The sequence below is a fragment of the Haloplanus sp. GDY1 genome, assembly GCF_023703775.1.
Taxonomy (GTDB): Archaea; Halobacteriota; Halobacteria; order Halobacteriales; family Haloferacaceae; genus Haloplanus; species Haloplanus halophilus.
This window is the reverse complement of sequence record NZ_CP098514.1, coordinates 1578269-1598226: the sequence shown is the minus strand read 5'-3', so window position 1 is coordinate 1598226 and position 19958 is coordinate 1578269. Positions and strand designations below refer to the sequence as shown.

At 66.7% G+C, this 19958-nt stretch carries 23 protein-coding genes and 1 tRNA gene; 15 read left to right on the top strand and 9 right to left on the bottom strand.

What is annotated here, in order from left to right; translation table 11 throughout:
- Positions 1-103: 103 nt before the first annotated feature.
- The 4 genes from NBT67_RS08515 (at position 104) to NBT67_RS08500 (ending at position 4755) form a co-directional block, all read left to right on the top strand.
- The gene (locus NBT67_RS08515) at positions 104-1609 is read left to right on the top strand and encodes an ABC transporter substrate-binding protein (protein WP_251341288.1); all 1506 of its coding nucleotides are present in this window, start codon (positions 104-106) and stop codon (positions 1607-1609) included.
- A gap of 109 nt (positions 1610-1718) precedes the next feature.
- Positions 1719-2675 carry a carbohydrate ABC transporter permease gene (locus tag NBT67_RS08510; protein WP_251341287.1) on the top strand — a complete coding sequence of 319 codons (957 nt, stop codon included), beginning with the start codon at positions 1719-1721 and terminating at the stop codon, positions 2673-2675.
- Positions 2675-3571 carry a carbohydrate ABC transporter permease gene (locus NBT67_RS08505; RefSeq protein WP_251341286.1) on the top strand — a complete coding sequence of 299 codons (897 nt, stop codon included), beginning with the start codon at positions 2675-2677 and terminating at the stop codon, positions 3569-3571. Before NBT67_RS08510 ends, NBT67_RS08505 begins: the two co-directional genes overlap by 1 nt.
- A 2-nt stretch (positions 3572-3573) precedes the next feature.
- Entirely contained in the window at positions 3574-4755 is a 1182-nt protein-coding gene (locus NBT67_RS08500) for an ABC transporter ATP-binding protein (protein WP_251341285.1), read from the top strand.
- A 1253-nt stretch (positions 4756-6008) separates the two neighbouring features.
- Here NBT67_RS08500 and NBT67_RS08495 read toward each other — a convergent pair.
- Positions 6009-7112 carry an AI-2E family transporter gene (locus tag NBT67_RS08495; RefSeq protein ID WP_251341284.1) on the bottom strand — a complete coding sequence of 368 codons (1104 nt, stop codon included), beginning with the start codon at positions 7110-7112 and terminating at the stop codon, positions 6009-6011.
- A 183-nt stretch (positions 7113-7295) separates the two neighbouring features.
- Positions 7296-7367: transfer RNA gene (locus NBT67_RS08490), tRNA-His, on the bottom strand.
- Between the two features lie 116 nt (positions 7368-7483).
- Between NBT67_RS08490 and NBT67_RS08485 the strand changes: the two genes are divergently transcribed.
- A complete protein-coding gene (locus tag NBT67_RS08485) occupies positions 7484-7939 on the top strand; it encodes a DUF5814 domain-containing protein (protein ID WP_251341283.1) in 456 nt (151 codons plus the stop codon).
- Here NBT67_RS08485 and NBT67_RS08480 read toward each other — a convergent pair.
- From NBT67_RS08480 to NBT67_RS08470, 3 genes are all read right to left on the bottom strand, one after another.
- Positions 7931-8338, bottom strand: coding sequence for a DUF8146 domain-containing protein (locus NBT67_RS08480; protein ID WP_251329670.1), 408 nt, complete (start codon positions 8336-8338; stop codon positions 7931-7933). The two genes, NBT67_RS08485 and NBT67_RS08480, sit on opposite strands and share 9 nt — an antisense overlap.
- 81 nt (positions 8339-8419) lie before the next feature.
- Positions 8420-9040, bottom strand: a complete 621-nt coding sequence (locus NBT67_RS08475; protein WP_251341282.1) for an RPA family protein — start codon at positions 9038-9040, stop codon at positions 8420-8422.
- Position 9041: 1 nt separating this feature from the next.
- On the bottom strand, positions 9042-9974 hold the full coding sequence (locus tag NBT67_RS08470) for a replication factor A (protein ID WP_251341281.1): 933 nt from the start codon (positions 9972-9974) through the stop codon (positions 9042-9044).
- Between the two features lie 147 nt (positions 9975-10121).
- Here NBT67_RS08470 and NBT67_RS08465 point away from each other — a divergent pair, with 147 nt between their 5' ends.
- Positions 10122-10394, top strand: a complete 273-nt coding sequence (locus tag NBT67_RS08465; protein WP_251341280.1) for a DUF7091 family protein — start codon at positions 10122-10124, stop codon at positions 10392-10394.
- 44 nt (positions 10395-10438) lie between these two features.
- Positions 10439-11491 (top strand): mannose-1-phosphate guanylyltransferase, encoded by a 1053-nt coding sequence (locus NBT67_RS08460; RefSeq protein WP_251341279.1) that lies wholly within the window; start codon positions 10439-10441, stop codon positions 11489-11491.
- Between the two features lie 31 nt (positions 11492-11522).
- On the opposite strand, the gene NBT67_RS08455 is transcribed toward NBT67_RS08460, so the two are convergent.
- Positions 11523-11987 carry a Tfx family DNA-binding protein gene (locus NBT67_RS08455; protein ID WP_251341278.1) on the bottom strand — a complete coding sequence of 155 codons (465 nt, stop codon included), beginning with the start codon at positions 11985-11987 and terminating at the stop codon, positions 11523-11525.
- Between the two features lie 93 nt (positions 11988-12080).
- Positions 12081-12530 (bottom strand): TRAM domain-containing protein, encoded by a 450-nt coding sequence (locus NBT67_RS08450; RefSeq protein ID WP_251341277.1) that lies wholly within the window; start codon positions 12528-12530, stop codon positions 12081-12083.
- Between the two features lie 101 nt (positions 12531-12631).
- Between NBT67_RS08450 and NBT67_RS08445 the strand changes: the two genes are divergently transcribed.
- On the top strand, positions 12632-12781 hold the full coding sequence (locus tag NBT67_RS08445; RefSeq protein ID WP_251341276.1) for a 50S ribosomal protein L40e: 150 nt from the start codon (positions 12632-12634) through the stop codon (positions 12779-12781).
- Between the two features lie 30 nt (positions 12782-12811).
- On the opposite strand, the gene NBT67_RS08440 is transcribed toward NBT67_RS08445, so the two are convergent.
- Positions 12812-13426, bottom strand: coding sequence for an MBL fold metallo-hydrolase (locus NBT67_RS08440; RefSeq protein WP_251341275.1), 615 nt, complete (start codon positions 13424-13426; stop codon positions 12812-12814).
- 96 nt (positions 13427-13522) lie between these two features.
- Here NBT67_RS08440 and NBT67_RS08435 point away from each other — a divergent pair, with 96 nt between their 5' ends.
- The 7 genes from NBT67_RS08435 (at position 13523) to NBT67_RS08405 (ending at position 18356) form a co-directional block, all read left to right on the top strand.
- Positions 13523-13699 (top strand): DUF5786 family protein, encoded by a 177-nt coding sequence (locus tag NBT67_RS08435; protein WP_251341274.1) that lies wholly within the window; start codon positions 13523-13525, stop codon positions 13697-13699.
- Positions 13696-14280: an endonuclease dU gene (locus NBT67_RS08430; RefSeq protein ID WP_251341273.1), complete on the top strand. Its 585-nt coding sequence runs from the start codon at positions 13696-13698 to the stop codon at positions 14278-14280. The genes NBT67_RS08435 and NBT67_RS08430 overlap by 4 nt, the downstream gene beginning before the upstream one ends.
- 24 nt (positions 14281-14304) lie before the next feature.
- Positions 14305-14907, top strand: a complete 603-nt coding sequence (locus tag NBT67_RS08425) for a uracil-DNA glycosylase (protein ID WP_251341272.1) — start codon at positions 14305-14307, stop codon at positions 14905-14907.
- 188 nt (positions 14908-15095) lie between these two features.
- Complete coding sequence (locus tag NBT67_RS08420) at positions 15096-16139, top strand: ATP-binding protein (protein WP_256474622.1); 1044 nt, start codon at positions 15096-15098, stop codon at positions 16137-16139.
- A gap of 167 nt (positions 16140-16306) precedes the next feature.
- Positions 16307-16993, top strand: a complete 687-nt coding sequence (gene hisH / locus NBT67_RS08415; protein ID WP_251341270.1) for an imidazole glycerol phosphate synthase subunit HisH — start codon at positions 16307-16309, stop codon at positions 16991-16993.
- Positions 16994-17038: 45 nt separating this feature from the next.
- The gene (pheA, locus tag NBT67_RS08410; RefSeq protein WP_251341269.1) at positions 17039-17842 is read left to right on the top strand and encodes a prephenate dehydratase; all 804 of its coding nucleotides are present in this window, start codon (positions 17039-17041) and stop codon (positions 17840-17842) included.
- A 106-nt stretch (positions 17843-17948) separates the two neighbouring features.
- Entirely contained in the window at positions 17949-18356 is a 408-nt protein-coding gene (locus tag NBT67_RS08405; RefSeq protein ID WP_251341268.1) for an Hsp20/alpha crystallin family protein, read from the top strand.
- Between the two features lie 23 nt (positions 18357-18379).
- Here NBT67_RS08405 and NBT67_RS08400 read toward each other — a convergent pair whose 3' ends face one another.
- Entirely contained in the window at positions 18380-19822 is a 1443-nt protein-coding gene (locus NBT67_RS08400) for an ATP-binding protein (RefSeq protein ID WP_251341267.1), read from the bottom strand.
- Positions 19823-19958 lie beyond the last annotated feature (136 nt).

Below are 19958 nucleotides of genomic sequence, written 5' to 3'. Positions count from 1 at the left end.
TCGCACACTAAAATAATAGTTATATTTTTATAAGAACCTCCCTATCGTTGTCCCGAAGTGTGAAGGCCTGGCACAAACGGGAGTCACACGAGCGAGAATATCCATGACAGACCAGCCAGATTCGGTAGACGACGCGATGAACAGTCCGGAACCAAGCCCCGAGGAAGAGGATCCCGAGCGTCGGGACTTCCTGAAAGGGGTATCAGCCGCGGCCGCAGGCGGCGCCACGATGCTCGCCGGATGTTCCGGCGGCGGCGGTGGCGGCGGTGGCGGCGGCGGCGGTGGCGGTGGCGGTGGCGGCGGCGGTGAAGGTAACGACGACGGCGGCAGCAGCGGTGGCGGCTCCTCGACAAGCGAGACCGTCCACTACATTTCGATGGAGCAGTCGCCGACGTTCAAGGAGTTCTGGAACAAGACGGCGAGCCAGTACGAGGAACAGAGCGGGACGTCGGTCAACGTCACCTACGCGTGGGACACGGGGTACAACAAACGCATCGCCCAGCTGCTCCAGGCGGGCGATCCCCCGGACGTCATCAACCTCGAGGAGTTCAACGTCGGTCAGTACGTCACCCAGAACCTGCTGGCGGACGTCACCGACGTGGTCGACGAGTTCCAGAACAAGAGCAACTTCCCGAGCCAGTACCGGATCAAGTACAACGGCGCTGACCGGTGGTTCCCGGCGTTCTGTGCCCCGAACGTTCGGTGGTACCGCGGCGACGTCGCGAACGAGGTCGGCTTCGAGGGCTCCAGCCCTCTCGGGATGCCGACCACCTACGATGAGTGGGGCGAGTTCATGCAGACCGTCGACGAGGCACGGGACGACATGGCCGGCGGAGCCATCGCCACCGGGGCGACGTTCCTCGGGACCAACACGACGCTCTGTCACATCTGGGCGAACGGCGCGCGGACCACCCAGTGGGCGAGCGACAGTAACGAGGAGATCGAGGTCGCCCTCCCCGACTACACCGAGGAGATCCAGACGGCCCTCGATACCCTGAAGTCCAACTACCAGTACTCCGCGGACACGGCCAACTGGAGCTGGACCGAGACGACGGACGCCTTCGCCAACGGCGACGTCGGCGAGAGCTTCTACGGCGGTGCGCGCCCGCAGATACAGGCACACAGGCGCGGCCGCTCCTGGGCGAAGGAGGTCACCCCCGGCCCCTACCCCAACAACCCCGACGCCGACAACGCCATCGACTACACGTTCCCCTCCGGATGGGGCATCATGTCCGGTGGCCAGGCGACGGAGGCCGCCAAGGAGTACGTCTCGATGATCATGATGGACGACGACCTCCTCACGGAGTTCTACCAGATGGCGCCGGTGCACAACGCGCCGCTGAGCGAGGCCCGTCGCGACCCGTCCCACCCGATGTGGGACATCCCGCTGGTCAACGAGTCCATGACCGAGGAGCAGCTCCAGTTCTACCTCGACCAGATCCCGAAGGGCCAGCCCATCGCCGCGGAGACCAACCCGCCGAACTACGAGGCCTCCTCGGCCTTCACGACCTTCGGCCTCGGGAACATGACGTACCAGTACGTCAACCAGGACGCCTCCATCGACGACGCCATCCAGGCTGCGGTCTCGAAGATGCAAGGCGCCCTGTGAGGCAGGCCCCCATCTGTCTCCCACACGGTGACCGAACCGTTACCATAAATTTTTATTGTGCATATAGCCAATCAACTCCACGTGTCCGATAACCACACACACACAAAGCATGAGTACACTACAAGACACCGTTAATAACTGGTTCAGAATACCGAAAAAATCCTGGGGTGGGCTGCTCGAAACCCTCTTCGAGGACAAGAAGGCCCTCATCGGGTTGACCGTCGGTCCAGCCACGCTGCTGATGCTCTTCGCGTCGTTCCTGCCGATCCTGTGGGCACTCAATCTCAGTCTCTACGACGCGGGAGCCCTCTCGCCGACGTGGACGTGGGTGGGCACTCAGAACTACGTGGAGGTCATAAACAGTCCGGCGTACTGGGACGCGTTCTGGCGTAGCGTGTCCTTCGGCTTCGGCTCGGTCGCGGTCCAGCTCGTCGTGGGCGTCGGGACGGCGCTGATGCTCTCGCGGGAGTTCCGGGGCGTCGTCCTCGCGCGGGCGATGATCTTCCTGCCCTACCTCATTCCGACCGTGGTGGTCGGGATGGTGTTCCGGCTGATGCTCAACGGCAACTACGGCATCATCAACGTCTTCCTCATCGACATCGGGCTCATCAATCAGCCAATCGGCTGGCTGACGGAGGGGCGGATCGCGCTCCCGACCCTGATCGTGGCGAACTCCTGGAAGTTCGCGATCTTCATCACGATCATGGTGCTGGCCCGACTGCAGTCGATCCCCAACGAGTTCTACGAGGCGGCGACGATGAACGGAGCCGGACCGCTCCGGAAGTTCCGTGATATCACGTTCCCGCAGATCAAGGGCGTCATTCTGCTCACGCTGCTGCTGCGTGGCATCTGGATGTTCAACAAGTTCGACATCATCTACATCATGACCACCGGTGGTCCGGGGCAGGCGACGACGACGCTTCCGATCTACATCTTCGAGATGGCGTTCCTCAACTTCCGGCTCGGACAGGCCGGCGCCATCGCCGGGACGCTGTTCGGCTTCCTCGGCATCGGTGCCATCGTCTACTTCGTCGGCTTCAACCCCGCCGAGGAGGTGGGTCGCTGATGGTGTTCACCGACAGGGTCTCGAACCGGATCCAGTCGTTCGTCGGGGGCATCCTCCCCTATCAGGAGCGCCTGCAGGTCAGGAAGGCGGCGCTGTACCTCGTCGTCATCCTGACGTGTGCCGTGATGATGTTCCCGATGTACTGGATGCTGGTGGCCTCCATCCAGCCGTACGACCACATCGTGCAGACGCCGACGTGGTTCCCGACGCAGGTCATCGCCGCACTCCAGATCGACGCGTACATCAGCGTCTTCGCGGACCGTAACTTCGAGCGCTGGTACTTCAACAGCGTTCTCGTGGCCATCATCGCCATCGTCTCGACCGTGGGTGCGTCCACGCTGGCGGGCTACGGCCTGACCCGGGTTCAGTTCCGCGGCCGGAAGAACTTCGCCCGGCTCATCCTGTTCAGTTACATGTTCCCGCCGATCCTGCTGGCGTTCCCGCAGTACCAGATCTGGCGGCAGATCGGACTGCTGAACAGTTACATCGGGATCAGCGTCGCCCACATCGCCATCTCGTTGCCGTTCGGGATGTGGATGATGTGGAAGTTCTTCCAGACCGTCCCGATCGCGTACGAGGAGGCGGCGTGGATGAACGGGGCGTCACAGTTCCACTCGTTCAAGGACGTGGCGATCCCCATGGCGAAACCCGGGATGGTCGCCGTCGCCATCTTCACGTTCGCGGTTAGTTGGAACGACTTCACGATGGCGACGATCCTGCTCCCGGACAGTTCGATGCAGACGCTCCCGCCCGCAGTCCAGACGTTCGTCCAGCAGAACTACGTCTACTGGGGGCAGATCATGGCGGCCTCGACGCTGATGTCGATCCCGCCGTTCCTGTTGGTGTACAAGTTGCAGGAAAGCATCCTCGAAGGCTTCCGCACAGGAGGACTCTAACAATGGCTAAAACAGAATCGGACAGCAGTTCGTACCAAGACGAGAAGACACAGATCTCACTCCAGGGCCTCCGCAAGGAGTTCGACATCCCCTCGGGCATCGAGGTGGCGGTCGACGGCGTCGACCTCGACATCAAGGAGGGCGACTTCGTCACCCTCGTCGGCCCGAGTGGGTGCGGAAAGACGACGACGCTCCGCTGCATCGCCGGCCTCGAAACGGCCACGGAGGGTACCCTCTACCTGGAGGGCGAGGAGGCCATCGACACCTCCCCCCAGGATCGCGACCTCGCGATGGTGTTCCAGCGGATCGCGCTGTACCCCCACATGACGGCCCGGGAGAACATCGAATACCCGCTCAAACTGGCCGGCATGTCCCGCGAGCAGCGGAACGAACGGGTCGAAACCGCCGCCGAAATCGTCCAGATCGACGGGCTGCTCGACAAGTATCCGGGGGAGCTCTCCGGCGGGCAACAGCAGCGCATCGCCATCAGCCGTGCCATCGTCCGCGAACCGGTCGCCTTCCTGATGGACGAGCCGATGAGCGACCTCGACGCGAAGCTCAAACGCGAGATGCGCAAGGAGCTCAGCCGGATCCACAAGGAGCTCAACGCCACCATCGTCTACGTCACCCACGACCAGGAGGAGGCGATGACGATGTCGGACAAGATCGCCGTGATGAACGACGGGCAGATCGAGCAGGTGGGACACCCGGAGAACGTCTACCGGGTCCCCAACAACACGTTCGTCGCCCAGTTCATCGGCTCGCCGGAGATCAACCTGCTCGACGCCTCCGTCGTCGACATCGACGAGGACCGCGCCGTCGTCGATGTCGAGGACGGGCCGACGCTCTCCTTCGACGTCGGCGAGTATCTCCCCGAGAAGGCGGCCGACGACGTCAAACTCGGCTTCCGGCCGCGGAAAGTCGAGGCGGTGCCGGATGCGGACGCCGCGGGGATCCAGACGACAGTCGACCTCCACGAACCGCTCGGTGACGAGGTCCACATGTACCTCGAAGGGCCGCAGGGAGAGATGCGGTCCGTCGTCCCCGTCGAAGAGGTGATTCCGGAGGGCGACCACGCGACGATCCTTCCGGAAGTGCCGACGCTCTACCTGTTCAACAGCTCGACCGGGGATCGATTCGCCCGTGGCCACCCCGACCGGACGGGGACGGTCGACGTAGAGTAGGCCTCCCCCGGCCTCGAGTCCGGCGGACGGCACCACGGATGCTCCTCGCCGCCGTCCGGATCGACCCCTCGGACGAACGCCGTTCTCCCGTTCACTCTGTCTGAACGAACTGAGCCGATCGAGCAGGTACTCCTCCGTGAGCGTGGACCCGTAATCGACGCTCGTCCGAATGAAACGTCCCTAGAGACACCGAAACGGCCACCGATCCGAACTGAGTCGTCCGAGAGGTTCGTGACGCCCATCGTCACGTGGGACAGGCGTTCACTCCTAATGAATATTAAGGACAACAGAAAACCGGCCGCATCCGTTTCATCCTAGCTATATCTCCGGCATTATCTTTCCATATACGTTCACTATCTTTGAAGAAAGAGAAGAGTAGTTGGTTATCGAGGCTCGTTTTCCGTTCACGAGCTATAGACACGAAGATATTCGATCGTTGCGCGGTACCACGTGTGATTCACCGACGAACACGGATCGGGTCCGAACGGGTCCCGATACCATTCGTTCGGCTTCACTGAACAATACTCGTGACGCAGTTCACGTCTTCCGCGCCGAACGGTCACGACCCGATCTCGGGGTGACGACTACCGTTCCGGGAGAACGCGGGTGCCGTACCCCTCGTGGACGGTGATCGGTCGCCCATCACAGGCCTACAGGTGTTACGTCTTTCGTGTCGTCCGTTCCGAAGACCGGACGCGACTGCCGACTCGTCGGGGACGGAGCGTCGGATCCACCCCTCGCCGTGACGCACCGACAGTCGGCGAGGCGGCTCGACGAAACATATCTGTTTTCGTATGATTATCGAAACACCATCGAAAGCATATATTTCTATCCGCCGGGAACGACTTCGCTCGGCTGGGTCGGCTCTATCCGTCCGATCACCTCGAAAGACGACGTATTCCCTCAGAGACGATGCTTAATTTTCCATATTTCCTCCGAAATCAGAATTTCAACCCCGTTCGTGGCAGGAGTATCTCGGATATCGACGAACGACGTCGATCTATCCGGATACACCGGTGATATGCGACGAATACGTCCGGAAATCTCGTCACCGCGTTCCTCCGGTTCGCCGTCTGCTCGGGGTGGGATTCGAGGCGATCCCAGACGATACATTCGTCACAGAGAATAGCTTCAGAACTGATATATCTGGCTGAGAGCGGTCGCGCGGACCCCGCCGAGTCGGTACACGAGGCTCGGTCGTCGCGACGCCCCGGACGTCCCCATCGCCAGGGTGCCTCCGATATCCGTCGGGATCAGAAGTCGTCGAGTCGGCGCTGGTCCGCCGGGAGGCCGGAGTCGGGTGCCGACTCGCCGCCGAGGAGGCGTGGGAGCGCCGTGTGGGCGAAGGTCACCCCGAGGGCGAGGACGATGGGGGCGAAAAAGAGGCCGTAGAAGCCGAAGACGACCGGGCCGAAGATGTACGCGAGCATCAACAGGCCGACGTGGGTTCGCTCGCCGCTGAGATACGGTCGGAGGATCAGGTCGGGAATGGTGTCGACGACGACCACCGCCACGACCAGGAACCCGGCGACGTACCCCAGCAGCGAGTGCTCGCCGCTGAAGAAGACCGGGATCGCCATCACGGCCGTGATGGGCACGTAGACGATCTTCATTCCCACGACCGGGATCAGGCTCGCCACCCCCGTGAGGACGCCGGCAAGCGCCGGATAGGGGACCTCGACGGCCGCGGGGACGAGCGCGTTGTACCCCTTGAACGCCCCGACGCCGATGAGGGCGATGGCGATGACGTTCAGGAGGTTCCCGAAGAGGATGGCTTCGAGTTCGCGATCGGCCGCCTCCAGATACTCGCGGACGATGGCGTCGTCGTCGAAGCGCCGGAGCCAGTCGTGGAGCCTCGAGCCGTCGATCAGGAGGTAGTAACTGACGACCACGACGATGAACAGGTTGAGGAAAAAGCCCGTGATGGCGCTCGTCAGGAGGGCGGCGTTCTCCACGAGGAAGTCCGTAATCGCGTCGAACTGCCCCGCGCGGTAGGCCTCGACGACGCCCTCGAAGGTGAGGCTGGGGAGTTCGTCGAGTCCTTCGAGCCACGCCACGTTCGCGGCGGCCGTCTCGATGACCGGATACGTCTCGACGAACCGGCGCGTCTCGGTGACGAGGAGGACGAGCGTGTAACTGAGCAGGAGGAGTAGCGGGACGGCGAGCAGGAGTATCACCGTCACGGCCCGCACCCGTTTCGGAAGGTGGAGGCGGCCGAGCGCCCTGTAGAACCGTCGCGTCGAGTAGTAGATGAACAGGGCGACGGTGAGGGCGGCGACGAACCGATACGCGATGTAGGCGATGACGGCGGTGACGAGGAACCCGAAGAGGGCGACCAGGGCACGGCGTTCGTCCATGTCTACCGGATTTCCCGCACGGGTGAAAAATCGTGGTGTCGTGTCTCCGTCGCTCTCGTGACGGTCACGAGCCGTCCGGATGCGAGAACCGACCCCGATTGCGAGGCTCCTGGCGCTCTCGCCTCCCGTGGTTGGATTTCGCCTTCCGGCTTCTCCACTCCTCCCGTCGGCCGTCGTGAAAAAGTCCGGGTGCGAGAATCGAACCCGCGTCTCAGCCTCCACAAGGCTGAAGGATAACCACTACCCCAACCCGGACACGGATTACGGTACTGCGCTGTGAGTGAAGTAGGTTACGACTCGGGGCGAGGGTGTGTCGGGGCCACACGGTCGAGTCGGGACGCTTTAGTTTCCCAGTCGCCTACGCGTCGCCAGTGGCCATCACCGACAAGGTCTATCTGAAGAACCACCGACAGATCGTCTCCCAGTTGGATACGTCCATCCCCAAGGGGGCGTTCAAGGGGGCGACGATGGAGGTGCTCTACAGCGGCGACGGCCTCTCGAAACTCGACGACGCCACCCGGGACCGACTGCTGGATTTCGCGACCGACTTCCTCGACTGCGAGGACCCCGACGACCTCTACACCGGCTATCCCGAGCGCCAGTTCGTCCGGTACCTGCTGGAACTCCGAGCCCAGGGGCTCGGCCCGGACGCCATCGTCGACGTGATGAGCGACGACTACATGCTGTATGCCTACCCGGGCGACGTCCTCTCCTTCCTGGACCGGGCGGTGCGGCGGCTGGAGGCGGTCGAATCGCTGGCGGCCGTCGAGGGCGACGACGCGATGGAAGAGCGCGCTCGCGAGGCGCGTCGGACCCTGTCAGCCTAGTCTGAATGACGGTTCGTCACGCTCGCCGCCGTCCAGGTCCTCGAGTTGGATGACGTCCTCGCCGCCCTCCTCCAGCTGCTCCCGCAGGTGGTTGACGTAGCGTTTGTGCTCGTCTAACTGCTCCCGGAGGTGCTCGGCTTCGAGTTCGAGGCGTTCGTGCTCGCGGACGAAGCTCTTGGGTACCTCCACTTTGGGCGGGAAGCTGGTGCCGTCGCCCGAACCACTCTCGAGTTCGTGCTCGGGGACGACCTGAACCTGGCCGTCGTGGGCAACGAGCATGTCGACGTAGTCGCGAAACACCGCCGAGAGCGACAGGTCGCGCTCCTCGGCGATCTCGCGCAGGGTCTCGAACGCGTCCTCGTTGACGCGAAACGAGATGGTTTTGTTTTTGTTGCCCATGGTCGTCCCGACTTCGGACCCCGACTCACTTAACGGTTTGTCAGACGGAGGGGCGACGGGCGGCCGACGCGCGACCGACGATCAGTGCTCGGCCGGCACGTCGGCGCCGTCCTGTTCTCCGTCGCCGAGTTCGTCCCCCTCGTCGAGGCCCTCCAGCGCGGTGAGTGCCATCTCGCGGTAGTCCTCGACCGGGAGGTCGTACTGCTCGCGGGCCATCCGCGCGTACTCGTCGCCCTCGTCGTCGAAGGCGGCGACGCGTTCGAGCGTCCGGGTCGCCGTCTCGGCCACCCAGCGGTCGCGCGTCGTGGCGTCGACGGCGGTGATCGACTCCGGGCGGACGGAGACGTTGACGCTCCCGTCGTCCGTCTCGTAGGTGCGGGGTTTGCCGACGACGGCGACGTAGGCCGGGGGTTCGAGTTCCCGGAGCGTCGACGCGGCGTCGGGCTGGTACTGGCCGGCGTAGACGAAGAAGGTCCCCGTCGGGTCGACGATGCGACCCCGCCAGTACTCGTCGTCCTCGCCGACGTCCTCCTTCTCGGTGAGGGTGCCGACGAGGAACACGCGGTTCGCGCGCTCGCCCGTCGGGAGGAGGAGGTAGACGGGCGCGCGTTCGTCTTCGGACTCCTTGAACGTGTGACTCGCGTCGTTGAACTCGCTGGCGAAGACGCGGCGCGCGACTTCGCGGGTGGGTGCCTGGCTCATGTCAGATCGACCTCGCTTCGATGAGGGCCGCCTCGGCGTCGACCGGATCGGTCAGTCGCTCGAACTCGTCGACCAGCACGTACCGGCCGAACTGCGGCCCGCTCACCCGGTAGTACCGGCCGAGCGTGTCCGCGCGCATCTCGTCGGCGACGACGGTCGTGTCGAGGGCGTCCATCGCCATGTCCTTCGCCTCTTCCAGGCTCATGCCCGTGAGGGATTCGGTGGCCTCGCGGTCGAAGATCACCTCGTGGACCTGCTCGCCGTCGTCGAGGACGCCCTTGATCCGCAGATCGAACTCGCCCTCGACGCTCCCGTGTTCGGAACACCGGCCGTTCTGGAGGACGCGCGTGCAGTCCGCCTCGGGACAGCGCTTGATGAGGCCGCTGCCGCTCTGGATGTCCACCAGCGCGCCCTCGACGGTCTCGGCGTCGTCGCCCACCTCGATCTCCTCGTCGACTTCGGTGATGGTCGTCGTCCGGTTGAGCTTCACCGAGAAGTTGCCCTGGTACTCGTCGGTCACGAGGTTCTCGAGGCGGTAGACCGCCCCCTCCTCCAGTGCGGGCAGGTCCGACGTCTCGAAGGCGACGAACTTGGTGGTCCCCGTCTCGTCGCCGAGCAGGCCGACCTGAGCCACGGAGTCGCTCCGGGGCTCCCACAGTTCGACCACCTTGGCGGTCACGTCGAGCCACTGTTCGTCCTGGTCGATTTCGGCGAGGCCGACGGAGGCGTTGCCGCCGCCGCCGCCGAGGGCGTCCCGCTCCAGCCCCGCCTCGTCGAGGTAACTGTTCACGACGCTGCGCCGGGCCTCGTCCACCGGAACCCGGTACTCGTTGACGAGGTTGTCGAGGCGCTCCTCGACCTCGTCGACGCTCAGATCGAGGTGATCCGAGAACTGCGCTACGATGTCCTCCGCGTGGGTATGCAAATCGGTCATGGTCTCACTCGCCTCCGGTCTGTTCTCGTGGGGAGGCACACGTCGGTTGGTGCGCAACGGTATAAAAACCTCCGGCACCGGAGTGAAAGTGGACCGCGGGCCGGGCGCCACGGCAACTCCTATGAGCCCGCCACCGCAAGGGCGTGTATGGACGACCGACTGGAACGGTTCGTGCGAACGACCTTCCGCTCGGCCGGCCGGCGGTACGCGGAGGCCCGCAAGGCCTACCGGGAGGGGCAAGCGTCGGTGGACCTGCCCCGCGACGACGAGGGCCGCGTTCGGATCGTCTGCCGTCGGGAGGCCGAGCGCCGCGCCGTCGGCGTCGACGACGAGGGACGGCCCGAGTGTTTCGAGGCCGGCCACCCCGACTGCGAGGGCTGTCTGGAGGACGTCCGCGAGGGCGTCGTCGAGACGTGGTGACGCCCCCGGAGCCCTTTTCCCGGCCCGCCGCCCACACGACGCCCATGGATCGACCGCTCGTCGCGGCCGTACTCGCCGGCGGCGTCGGCTCCCGGCTCTACCCCGCGAGCCGGAGCCACCGGCCCAAACAGTTCCTGTCGTTCTCGGCTCCCGAACGGGGGTCGCCGGAGCACCGACCGGCGACCGGCGGAGACACCCTCCTCGAACGCACCGTCGCGCGCGCCGACTTCGCCGACGAGGTGGTCGTCTCGACCCGGCCCGCCTTCGCCGACGCGGTCCGCGAGGCCGTGCCCGGGGCGTCGGTGCTCGTCGAACCCGCCGGCAAGGACACCGGCCCGGCGCTCACCTACGCCACCCACCGGATCGCGGAGCGGTTCGACGACCCCGTGGTGCTCGCCCTCCCGAGCGACCACCACGTCGCGGGCGACTTCGAGACGCCGGCCCGTCGGGGCGCGCGGGTCGCCGCCGCGACGGACTCGCTGGTGACGTTCGGCGTCGACCCCGACCGCCCCGACACCGGCTACGGCTACGTCGAACCCGGCCGCGACCGGGGCGAGTACGCCGAGGTGGCCGCCTTCCACGAGAAACCCGACGCCGAGACGGCACAGCGCTACGTCGAACGGGGCTACTACTGGAACGCCGGCATCTTCGCGTGGACGCCGGCGGCCTTCCTGTCGGCGGCGGGCGCGACCGACTCACCGCTGTCCCCGCTCGTGGCCGCCCTCGACCGGGGCGACGCCGAGGCCGGCTTCGAGGCCGTCGACCCCGTGAGCGTCGACCACGCGGTGTTCGAGCGGGCGGAGAACGTCGCCGTCGTCCCCCTCGACGTCGAGTGGGACGACCTCGGGTCGTGGGACGCCCTCCGGCGCGTGCTGCCGGCCGACGGGGACGGAACGGTCGTCGCCGGCGAGGCGACGGTGCGGTCGGTCGACGCCGGGAACAACGTCGTCGCCGGCGACGACGTCCACGTGTCGCTGGTGGGCGTCGAGGACCTCGCGGTCGTCGCCTACGACGACCGGGTGCTCGTGGTGCCGGCCGAGGAGGCACAGCGCGTCCGCGACCTGGTCGCGGAGCTAGAGTCGCGCGGCGAGTTCTGATCGGCCGCGGGGACGGGCCGCTCCCGCGCGATCACTTCGACTGCCGGACCCGGACGGTGCCGTCGGTGGTCACTCCGACCAGCAGGGGCGCCTGCACCTCCCGGCCCTTGACCGCGTCGCCGGCCTCGTCGCTGACGAGTTTCATCAGGTCGGGCGCCGTGTGGTTCACCTTGACGCCGGCGGCGTCACAGGCGTCGTAGACGAGTTTGGGCACGTTGTAGAGGTCGGTGTCCTCGTCGACCTCGACGCGAACGGGCGCGGTCAGCGCCTCGGCGAACGCGACGGTTTCGCGGGCCTTCGCGACGTTGTCGCGCGCGCTCGATTCGATGCTGGATACGTTCGCACGCGACGTGCCGAGCAGGTCCGCGATGGTGGACTGGCGAACGTTCCGCTCGCGAAGCGCCAACACCTCCGCCTGCCGACGCGTCAGCACGCTCTCCTCGGGGTCGAAACCGGCGCGTTCGAGCAGCGCGTTCGCGTCCGGGTCGTCTTCCATACTCCGACCTATGCCTTCGGCACCTAAAAGCTACACTTCGGGCTGTCCGCCACCGACGCCGACGGGACGCGGTGAGCGGCGTCCCGCCGGCACCTATCCGCCCCAGAAGTTGTCCCGGCTGCCCAGTTGCTCGGGGCGACTCGGCCCGTCGTCGTCCGTCTCCTCCGTCGGTTCCGAGTCGTCGTCCGCGTCCTCCTCCTCGTCGGGGTCCATCGGGAGGCGTTCGACCTCGTCGGCCGTCGCGTGGTTGGCCTTCACACGGTCGATCCGGACGCGCGCCCTGGCCGGCGGGAGCGTTCCGTCGACCAGGACGATGAAGCCGTCCTCGGTGCGCCCGACGCCGGACCCGCTCTCGTGGATGTCGGTCACCTCGACGACGAGTTCCTCGCCGGGTTTCACCGGCTGCTGTTTCAGGTCGGAGATGGGCATGTCGTAGTGGTTGCACCACTCGGCGCCCCCGCGGTCACCGTAGTGCTGGCACCCCATGCCCTGGATGCGCTCCGAGAAACTGGGGCAGTCGTCGGCGAGCGGACAGTTCGCCATATCACGACGTACTCCACCGCCCGTCTAAACGCTTGCGTTGTGTCGACCCCCGTTCGGGCCCACTCGCAAGCGTTATGCCGGTCGACCGAAAACCGGGAGGTATGGCTACCTTCGAGAAGGCGGAACGGCGCATGCTCGAGAAACAGATCTGCATGCGGTGTAACGCGCGCAACGCCGCCCGCGCCGAGAGCTGTCGGAAGTGCGGGTACAAGAAGCTCCGACCCAAGGCCAAAGAGCGGCGCAGCGCCTGAACCGCCGACCCTTCTCCCGTCGCCGACCGATCAGTCGTACTTCGGCTCCCGGCGCTCGGCGCGTTCGAGCGCCCGCTCGATGACCGTCCGGACGCTCTCCCCGTCGGCGTGGAACGGATCGCCGTGACCGGCGTACATCGCCGCCACCGACTCCGGGAGCCGGTCCAGTAGCGTCTCCAGGCTCTCGATGAGGCGCTCGCGGGACTGGCCGGCCATGTCCGTGCGGCCGAAGCTCCCGTCGTCGAACGCGCCGTCGTTGTAGACGACCACGTCGCCGCTGAACAGCGTGTGCTCGCTCACGAGGGAGACGTGGTCGTCGGCGTGCCCCGGCGTGTAGACGGCCTCGAAGGTCTCCTCGCCCACGGCGACGGCGTCGCCGTCCGCGAGGGCGTGCGTCCGTCGGGGGTGGTCGCCGTAGGCGTACAGGTCCGCGTCGAAGGCGTCGAGGACGGCGTCCAGTTCGCCGACGTGGTCGCCGTGCTGGTGGGTGAGGACCACCCGGTCGAGGTCGGCGACGTGGTCGGCGACGACGTCGACGACGCCGGGCATCGCCCCCGCGTCCACGAGTGTCGGCTGCTCCCCCGTGACCAGATACGCGTTACACGTGAACTCCTCGGCGTCCGCGGTGACGTTGATCACGTCCATACCTCCACGTCCCACGCCGGCGACAAAAGCGGGCCGGTGAACGTCTCGCCCGTCCTGCAAATCTTTTTTGGTCGTGGGTTCGCTACGTCTACCCGTATGGGCTTCGGGAGTTACGACGAATCCGAACAGGAGAACCAGGAGTTAGACGCCGACCTCGACGACAGCGAGGGAGTCGAGACGTCCGAGAACGACCACCGGGGGTCGGTCGAGTTCGAAATCGGGGCGTCGAACGACGAACTGATCGACCGTCTCAAAGAGATCAAAGACGAGTGAAGTCCGGCGCGCGGGCGCTCGGCGTCGCCGAATCATTTTCGCAGGGGGAGCGGAGCGTCCTGGGCGGTGCCGTGGTACGGCGTGACCGCGTCGCCGACGGCTTCGTCTTCGGAACGTGTACCGTCGGCGGCACCGACGCCACCGCCGCCGTCGAGCGGCTCTGGGCCGACCTCGGCCGCGAGGACGTCCGCGCTCTCCTGCTCTCGGGCATCGCGCCCGCGTGGTTCAACCTCCTCGACCTGCGTTCGCTTCACGACCGCGTCGACCGACCCGTGGTCTCGGTGTCGTTCGAGGCCAGTCCCGGCCTCGAACCCGCGCTCCGCGAGGCGTTCTCCGGCGAGGCCCTCGACCGCCGCCTCCGGACGTACCGCGCGCTCCCGTCGCGCCGCCGACTCGACGTGAACGGCGAGGACGTCTACGTCCGGGCCGTCGGGGTCGACGACGACGGGGCCGCCGACCTGGTGCGGGCGTTCACCCCCGAGGGCGGCCGGCCCGAACCCCTCCGCGTGGCGCGACTGGCCGCGCGGGCCGCCCGACGACTCGCCGACGGGGCCACCGGCCTCGACGACGGGGACACTTAAGCCGCCGGCGGGCGGCCCACTTCCATGGTCGAATCCGACGGCCCCGACGTGTCGGCCTGCGAGCGGTGTCCGGCGCTCGTCGAGTCGCGGAGTCGCATCGTCAACGGGGTCGGGCCCGAGGACGCCGCCCTGCTGTTCGTCGGGGAGGCGCCCGGCGCCGACGAGGACGCGCAGGGCGAACCCTTCGTCGGGCGCTCGGGGTCGGTCCTGGACGACGCCCTCCGCGACGCCGGCCTCGCGCGGGCCGACGTGCGCATCACCAACTGCGTCCGGTGTCGGCCGCCGGAGAACCGCGACCCGCACGTCGCGGAACTCGACAACTGCGCCGGCTTTCTGGAGCGCGAGATCGAGTTCGTCGACCCCGACCTGATCGTCACGCTCGGGAAGGTGCCCGGCGAGCGACTGCTCGACCGGGACGTGGCGGTGACGGCGGAGTCGGGATCGGTCGTCGACGCCCGTCTCGGCGGGGCGTCGCGACGGGTCCTGCTCTGTCTGCACCCCGCGGCGACGCTGTACGACCGGAGTCAGCGCGGAGCGTTCGAGGCGGCGGTGGCGAAGGCGGCCGACCTCGTGGGCGCGACGGACGGCGGCGAGGGCGGGCAGTCACGGCTGGGTGACTACCGATAGGCATCGTCGACGCTGACACGGGGACCGTCGACTACTTACGCGAACCGACCGCCACGTTGCCGCGAGTGCCTGTCGTGCCCGCAGTGGAGGACCGGCGGCGTCGCCCACACGAGCATCTCGACGGAGCGAGTACCCAATCGAATAAATAGGATGGTGGTACTACACGGCGTAGAACGGATTTCGCGAGTATGCCCAGTACCCAGTTCCGAACCCAAGAGGTTTCTACGCTCATCGATCACCTCGACGAGACCGCGATTTGGATTGCCACTGATATGGGTGAGTTCGGATTCATCAGTGATGGGTTCGAAGAAATCTGGGGTATCGCGTCCGACGAGATCCGGGACGCCCCTGAACGGCTGATCGAGACCATCCATCCCGACGATCGCGACTACGTTCGCTCTCAGATCGAACAGTCCGAAGAAGGGGTGACGGAAGTGCGGTACGAGGCCCGCATCGTTCGACCGGACGGGGAGGTTCGGTGGTTGAAGACTCAGCACGTACCAATTCGGGACGACGAGGGGAACCTGGAGTGCGTGGTCGGGATCTCGACGGACATAACGGCGCAGAAGCGACGGGAACGGGAACTCGAGGTGTTGAATCGAATCCTCAGGCACGATATCCGCAACGATATGACGATCATGCTGGGATGGGCCGAAATTCTCAACGAACACACCGAGGGGAGCGAACGGGAGTATCTCGACAAGATCATCACGAGTGGACGGCACGTCGTCGAACTCACGGAGATCGCGAGGGACTACGTCGAGCAACTGACGAGCGAGAAAGCACTGCCCGTCAAGCCCACCTCCCTGCGCCCGATCGTGGAAAACGAACTCGACCTCCGACGTGCCTCGTATCCGGACGTGGAGTTCCTCCTCGACGGGGACATTCCGGACGTGGACGTCGCGGGCAACGAACTGCTCGGATCGGTGATCAAAAATCTGCTGAACAACGCGGTCCAGCACAACGACGAGGACGATCCCGTCGTCACGATCTCCTTCGAGGTCGGCGACGAGGACGTGGTCATACGGATCGCAGACAACGGTCCCGGCATTCCGGACGAACGCAAGGAGTCGATCTTCGGAAAGGACGAGAAAGGGCTCGACAGTTCGGGGACGGGAATCGGATTATATCTCGTCCAAACCCTGGTCGACGAGTACGGTGGGGACGTTCGGGTCGAAGACAACGAGTCCGACGGAGCCGCCTTCGTTATCCGGCTGCCGAGAGCCGACTAAACGCCGTCTTCGCTCGGACCCTTCCCGGTGGCCGTGGACGAGAACGCGTCCCCGTCGGTGACGGTCGAATCGCGCCGCGAATTCGGCTGCGACCGAACTCCGACCGGGGGGTTCGACGAGGCCACCGCAACGAAAAGCCACTTGCCCCCCCGCCACGGAGTGGGGGTATGAGCCTATCGGAACCCCCCTCGGAGGCGCTGGCGGACGTGGTCATCGTCGACTACGGCCTCGGCAACCTCCGGTCGGCGACGCGTGGCCTCGAACGCGCCGGCGCGGCCGTGACGATCACCGACGACCCCGACGACTTCGCCGCGGCCGACGGCATCGTGTTGCCGGGCGTCGGCGCGTTCCGCGAGGGGATGGAGAACGCCGGCCCCTACCGCGAGGCCCTCGCCGACGCCGTTTCCCGCGAGCAGCCCGTCTTCGGCATCTGTCTCGGCATGCAGATGCTCCTCACGTCGAGCGAGGAGGCCGACCACGCGGGCGAGGGCGAAGTCGTCGGCCTCGATTTCGTCCCCGGTCGGAACGTCCGGTTCGACGAGGGCCAGAAAGTGCCCCACATGGGCTGGAACGACCTGTCCGTCGAGCGCGACCACCCGCTGGTCACGGGCGTCGAGGGCTCCGACCGCGGCGGGTCCGTCGACGGCGAGTACGCCTACTTCGTCCACTCCTACTACGCCGTCCCCGACGACGACGGGGCCGTCGTCGCCACCACGGACCACGGCCGCCGGTTCCCAGCGGTCGTCGCGAGCGAGGACGGCACCGTCTTCGGGACGCAGTTCCACCCCGAGAAGAGCGGCGAGACGGGGCTGACCATCCTACGGAACTTCGTCGACATCTGCGCCTCGCGGTGAGGCGGACCCGACGCGCTTTTCACCGCCCCACGCGACCCTCGGGCCATGGAAGCCATCACGCTCGGCCCGGCGGGGACGTACTCCCACCGTGCCGCGCGGGCGGTCGCCGACGACGTGTCGTTCAGCGAGTCCGTGACGGCCATCGTCGAGGCGGTGGCCGACGGCGACTACCGCCGCGGCGTCGTCCCCATCGAGAACAGCATCGAGGGGAGCGTCACGGAGACGCTGGACGCGCTGGCGGACTACGACGTCGGCGTCACGGAGGAGGTCGTCACCCCCATCCGACACGCCCTGCTCGCCCGGTCGGAGTCCTTCGACGTCGTCGCCAGTCACTCCCAGGCGCTCGCCCAGTGTCGCACCTTCCTCGAGGCCGAGTATCCGGACGTGACCCTCGAGGCCGTCGCCAGCACGGCTCGCGGCGTCGAACGGGCCCGCGAGGACGACGCCGTCGCGGCCATCGCCCACCCCGACAACGCGGGCGACGACCTCCGGGTGCTCGCGGAGGACATCCAGGACCGAAGCTCGAACGCCACCCGGTTTTTCGTCATCTCGCCCGCCGACGAGCGCTCCGACGCCGGCGGCAAGTCGACGATCATCGTCAACCCCAACGCCAACTACCCCGGCCTCCTGCTCGAACTGCTGGAGGCCTTCGCCGACCGGGACATCAACCTCTCGCGGGTGGAGTCCCGGCCGACCGGCGACCGCCTCGGCGACTACCTGTTCCACATCGACTTCGAGGCCGGCCTGTACGAGGACCACGCCGAGGCGGCCGTCGAGGACGTCGAGGACATCGCCGCCGACGGCTGGGTCCGTCGCCTCGGCTCCTACGACACGCGACACGTGGTCTGAACGGCCGTAATTGGGCGTATCGGTGGCTGTCGCGTGCGTATGGGTAGCTCCCGTCCTGCTAGCTTTATCCCCTCGCCGAGCGTACTCGGTGTCGGTGAATTACCCGATGCAACCCAACTACTTCAGTGACTTCGACGACCTGTTCGAGCGAATGAACCAGGGCTTCGACACGTGGGGCCGATCCGTCGGCGGCGCCGACTTCGCCGTCGACGTGGCCCACATCGACGACGAACTCGTCGTCACGGCCGACGTCCCGGGCTTCGAGAAGGAGGACTTCGAGGTGTCCGTCGACGGCGACCTCCTGACGATCCGCGCCGAGTCCGACAGCGAGTCCGCGTCGGACGACGACGCGTACGTACGCCGCGAGCGCCGCCACAGCTCGATGCGCCGCACGATCCACCTCCCCGTCGACGTCGACGGCGAGGGCGCCTCGGCCACCTACCGGAACGGCGTCCTGACGGTGACCATCCCCGTCGAGGCCGACGACGACGTGCGCCACATCGACGTGGAGTGACCCGACACGCGGAGTGGATCCGATCACTCCGCCACGACGGGGAGTTCCACCACCACGACGGTGCCGCGGGGCTCGTTCTCCTCGACCCACACCTCCCCGCCGTAGTGATCGACGAGCGATCTGACCAGATAGAGCCCCAGTCCCGTCCCCGTACTCCCGATTCCTTTCCGTCCCTTGCCGAAGACGTCGTCTAGGTCCGCCGGGATGCCGGGGCCGTCGTCGGCGACGCGGACCCGAACGCGGTGGTCGCCCCGCAGGAGGTCCGCCGAGACGGTCACGGTGGGACGGTCGCGGTCGCTGTGCTGGACGGCGTTGTTCAGCAGGTTCCGGAACACGGAGGCGAGGAGGTCGTTCGCCCGCACCCTCACGTCCGGAAGCTCGCCCTCCACGGTCAGGGTGGCGTCCGCGAACGCGTTCCGGCGGCGGTCGAGTTCCTCCCGGAGCGTCTCGGGGAGCGACACCGGTTCCAGCGGGAGTTCCGTCTCGCCGGCCACCGTGCGGGCGAGGTCCCGGGAACTCCGGGTGAGTTCGACGACGTGTTCGCCCGTGGTGGTGATGGTGTCGAGGTAGTCCTGCCCCGCCTCGTCGACGTGGTCGTCGAGGAGGTCGGCGATACCGAGGACGATCTGCATGTCGTTGCGGATGTCGTGACGCAGCACGCGGTTGAGCGCGCGCAGCTGGTCGCGCGCCCGGGCCAGTTCGCGCTCGGAGGCCCGACGGTCGCTGATGTCCCGCGCGACCGAGAGCACGGCCGGCGCGTCGTGATACCGGACGAACCGGGCGCTGACCTCGACGGGGGTCGTCTGGCCGTCGGCGGTCACGTGGACCGTCTCGTAGACGATGCGGTCGTCGCCGGCGGCGTAGCGAGTCCCGGCCTCGGCGTCGCCCTCCACGTCGCCGATGGGCCGCCCGCGGAGCGACGCGGGATCGTCGTCGAGTCGGGCGAGCGCGGCCTCGTTGGCGGCGAGGATCCGCCCGCGCGTGTCGTGGACGAGGACGGTGTCGCCGACGCCGTCGAAGAGGTCGCGGTACTCGTCCCGGGCGTTCCGGAGGGCGCGGATCGTCGTCGACTGCCTCGCGACGAACAGGCCGACGACGACGCCGGCCGCACCGCCCGCGCCCGCGAAGTTCAGCACGACCAGCCCCGGCCGGGCGTCGGGGGGGACGACGACGCCGAGGACCACCGCCCGGGCGAAGCCGCCGAACGTCGCCGTGCCGACGAGGGCGGCGACGGGGACCAGGAGGGCGGTCGGCCCGTCGAGGTCGCTCCGGAGGAGCCACCCGGCCGAGACGACGAGGAGGACGACCAGTCCGGCGGGCGCGGCGGCGGCGAGGGTGGGTGCGCGCCACGGCACGCTGCCGAGCCACCGGGCCCAGAGGGCGAGCACCGCGACGGCGAGACTCACGAGCCCCCCTGCACCGACGATCCGTCCGAACGACGACCCACTCACGAGTGTGCCCACCACGATCCGTGGCGGGGGAGACGGATAGATAATGGTCGCTTACCGCCGCCCCGGCGGCGAGTAATGGGGTCTTATCCCGATCGATCAGCGATGATAACCCCGTACCGGCGCCGTTTCCGCCGGCGGTATAGGAGTTATT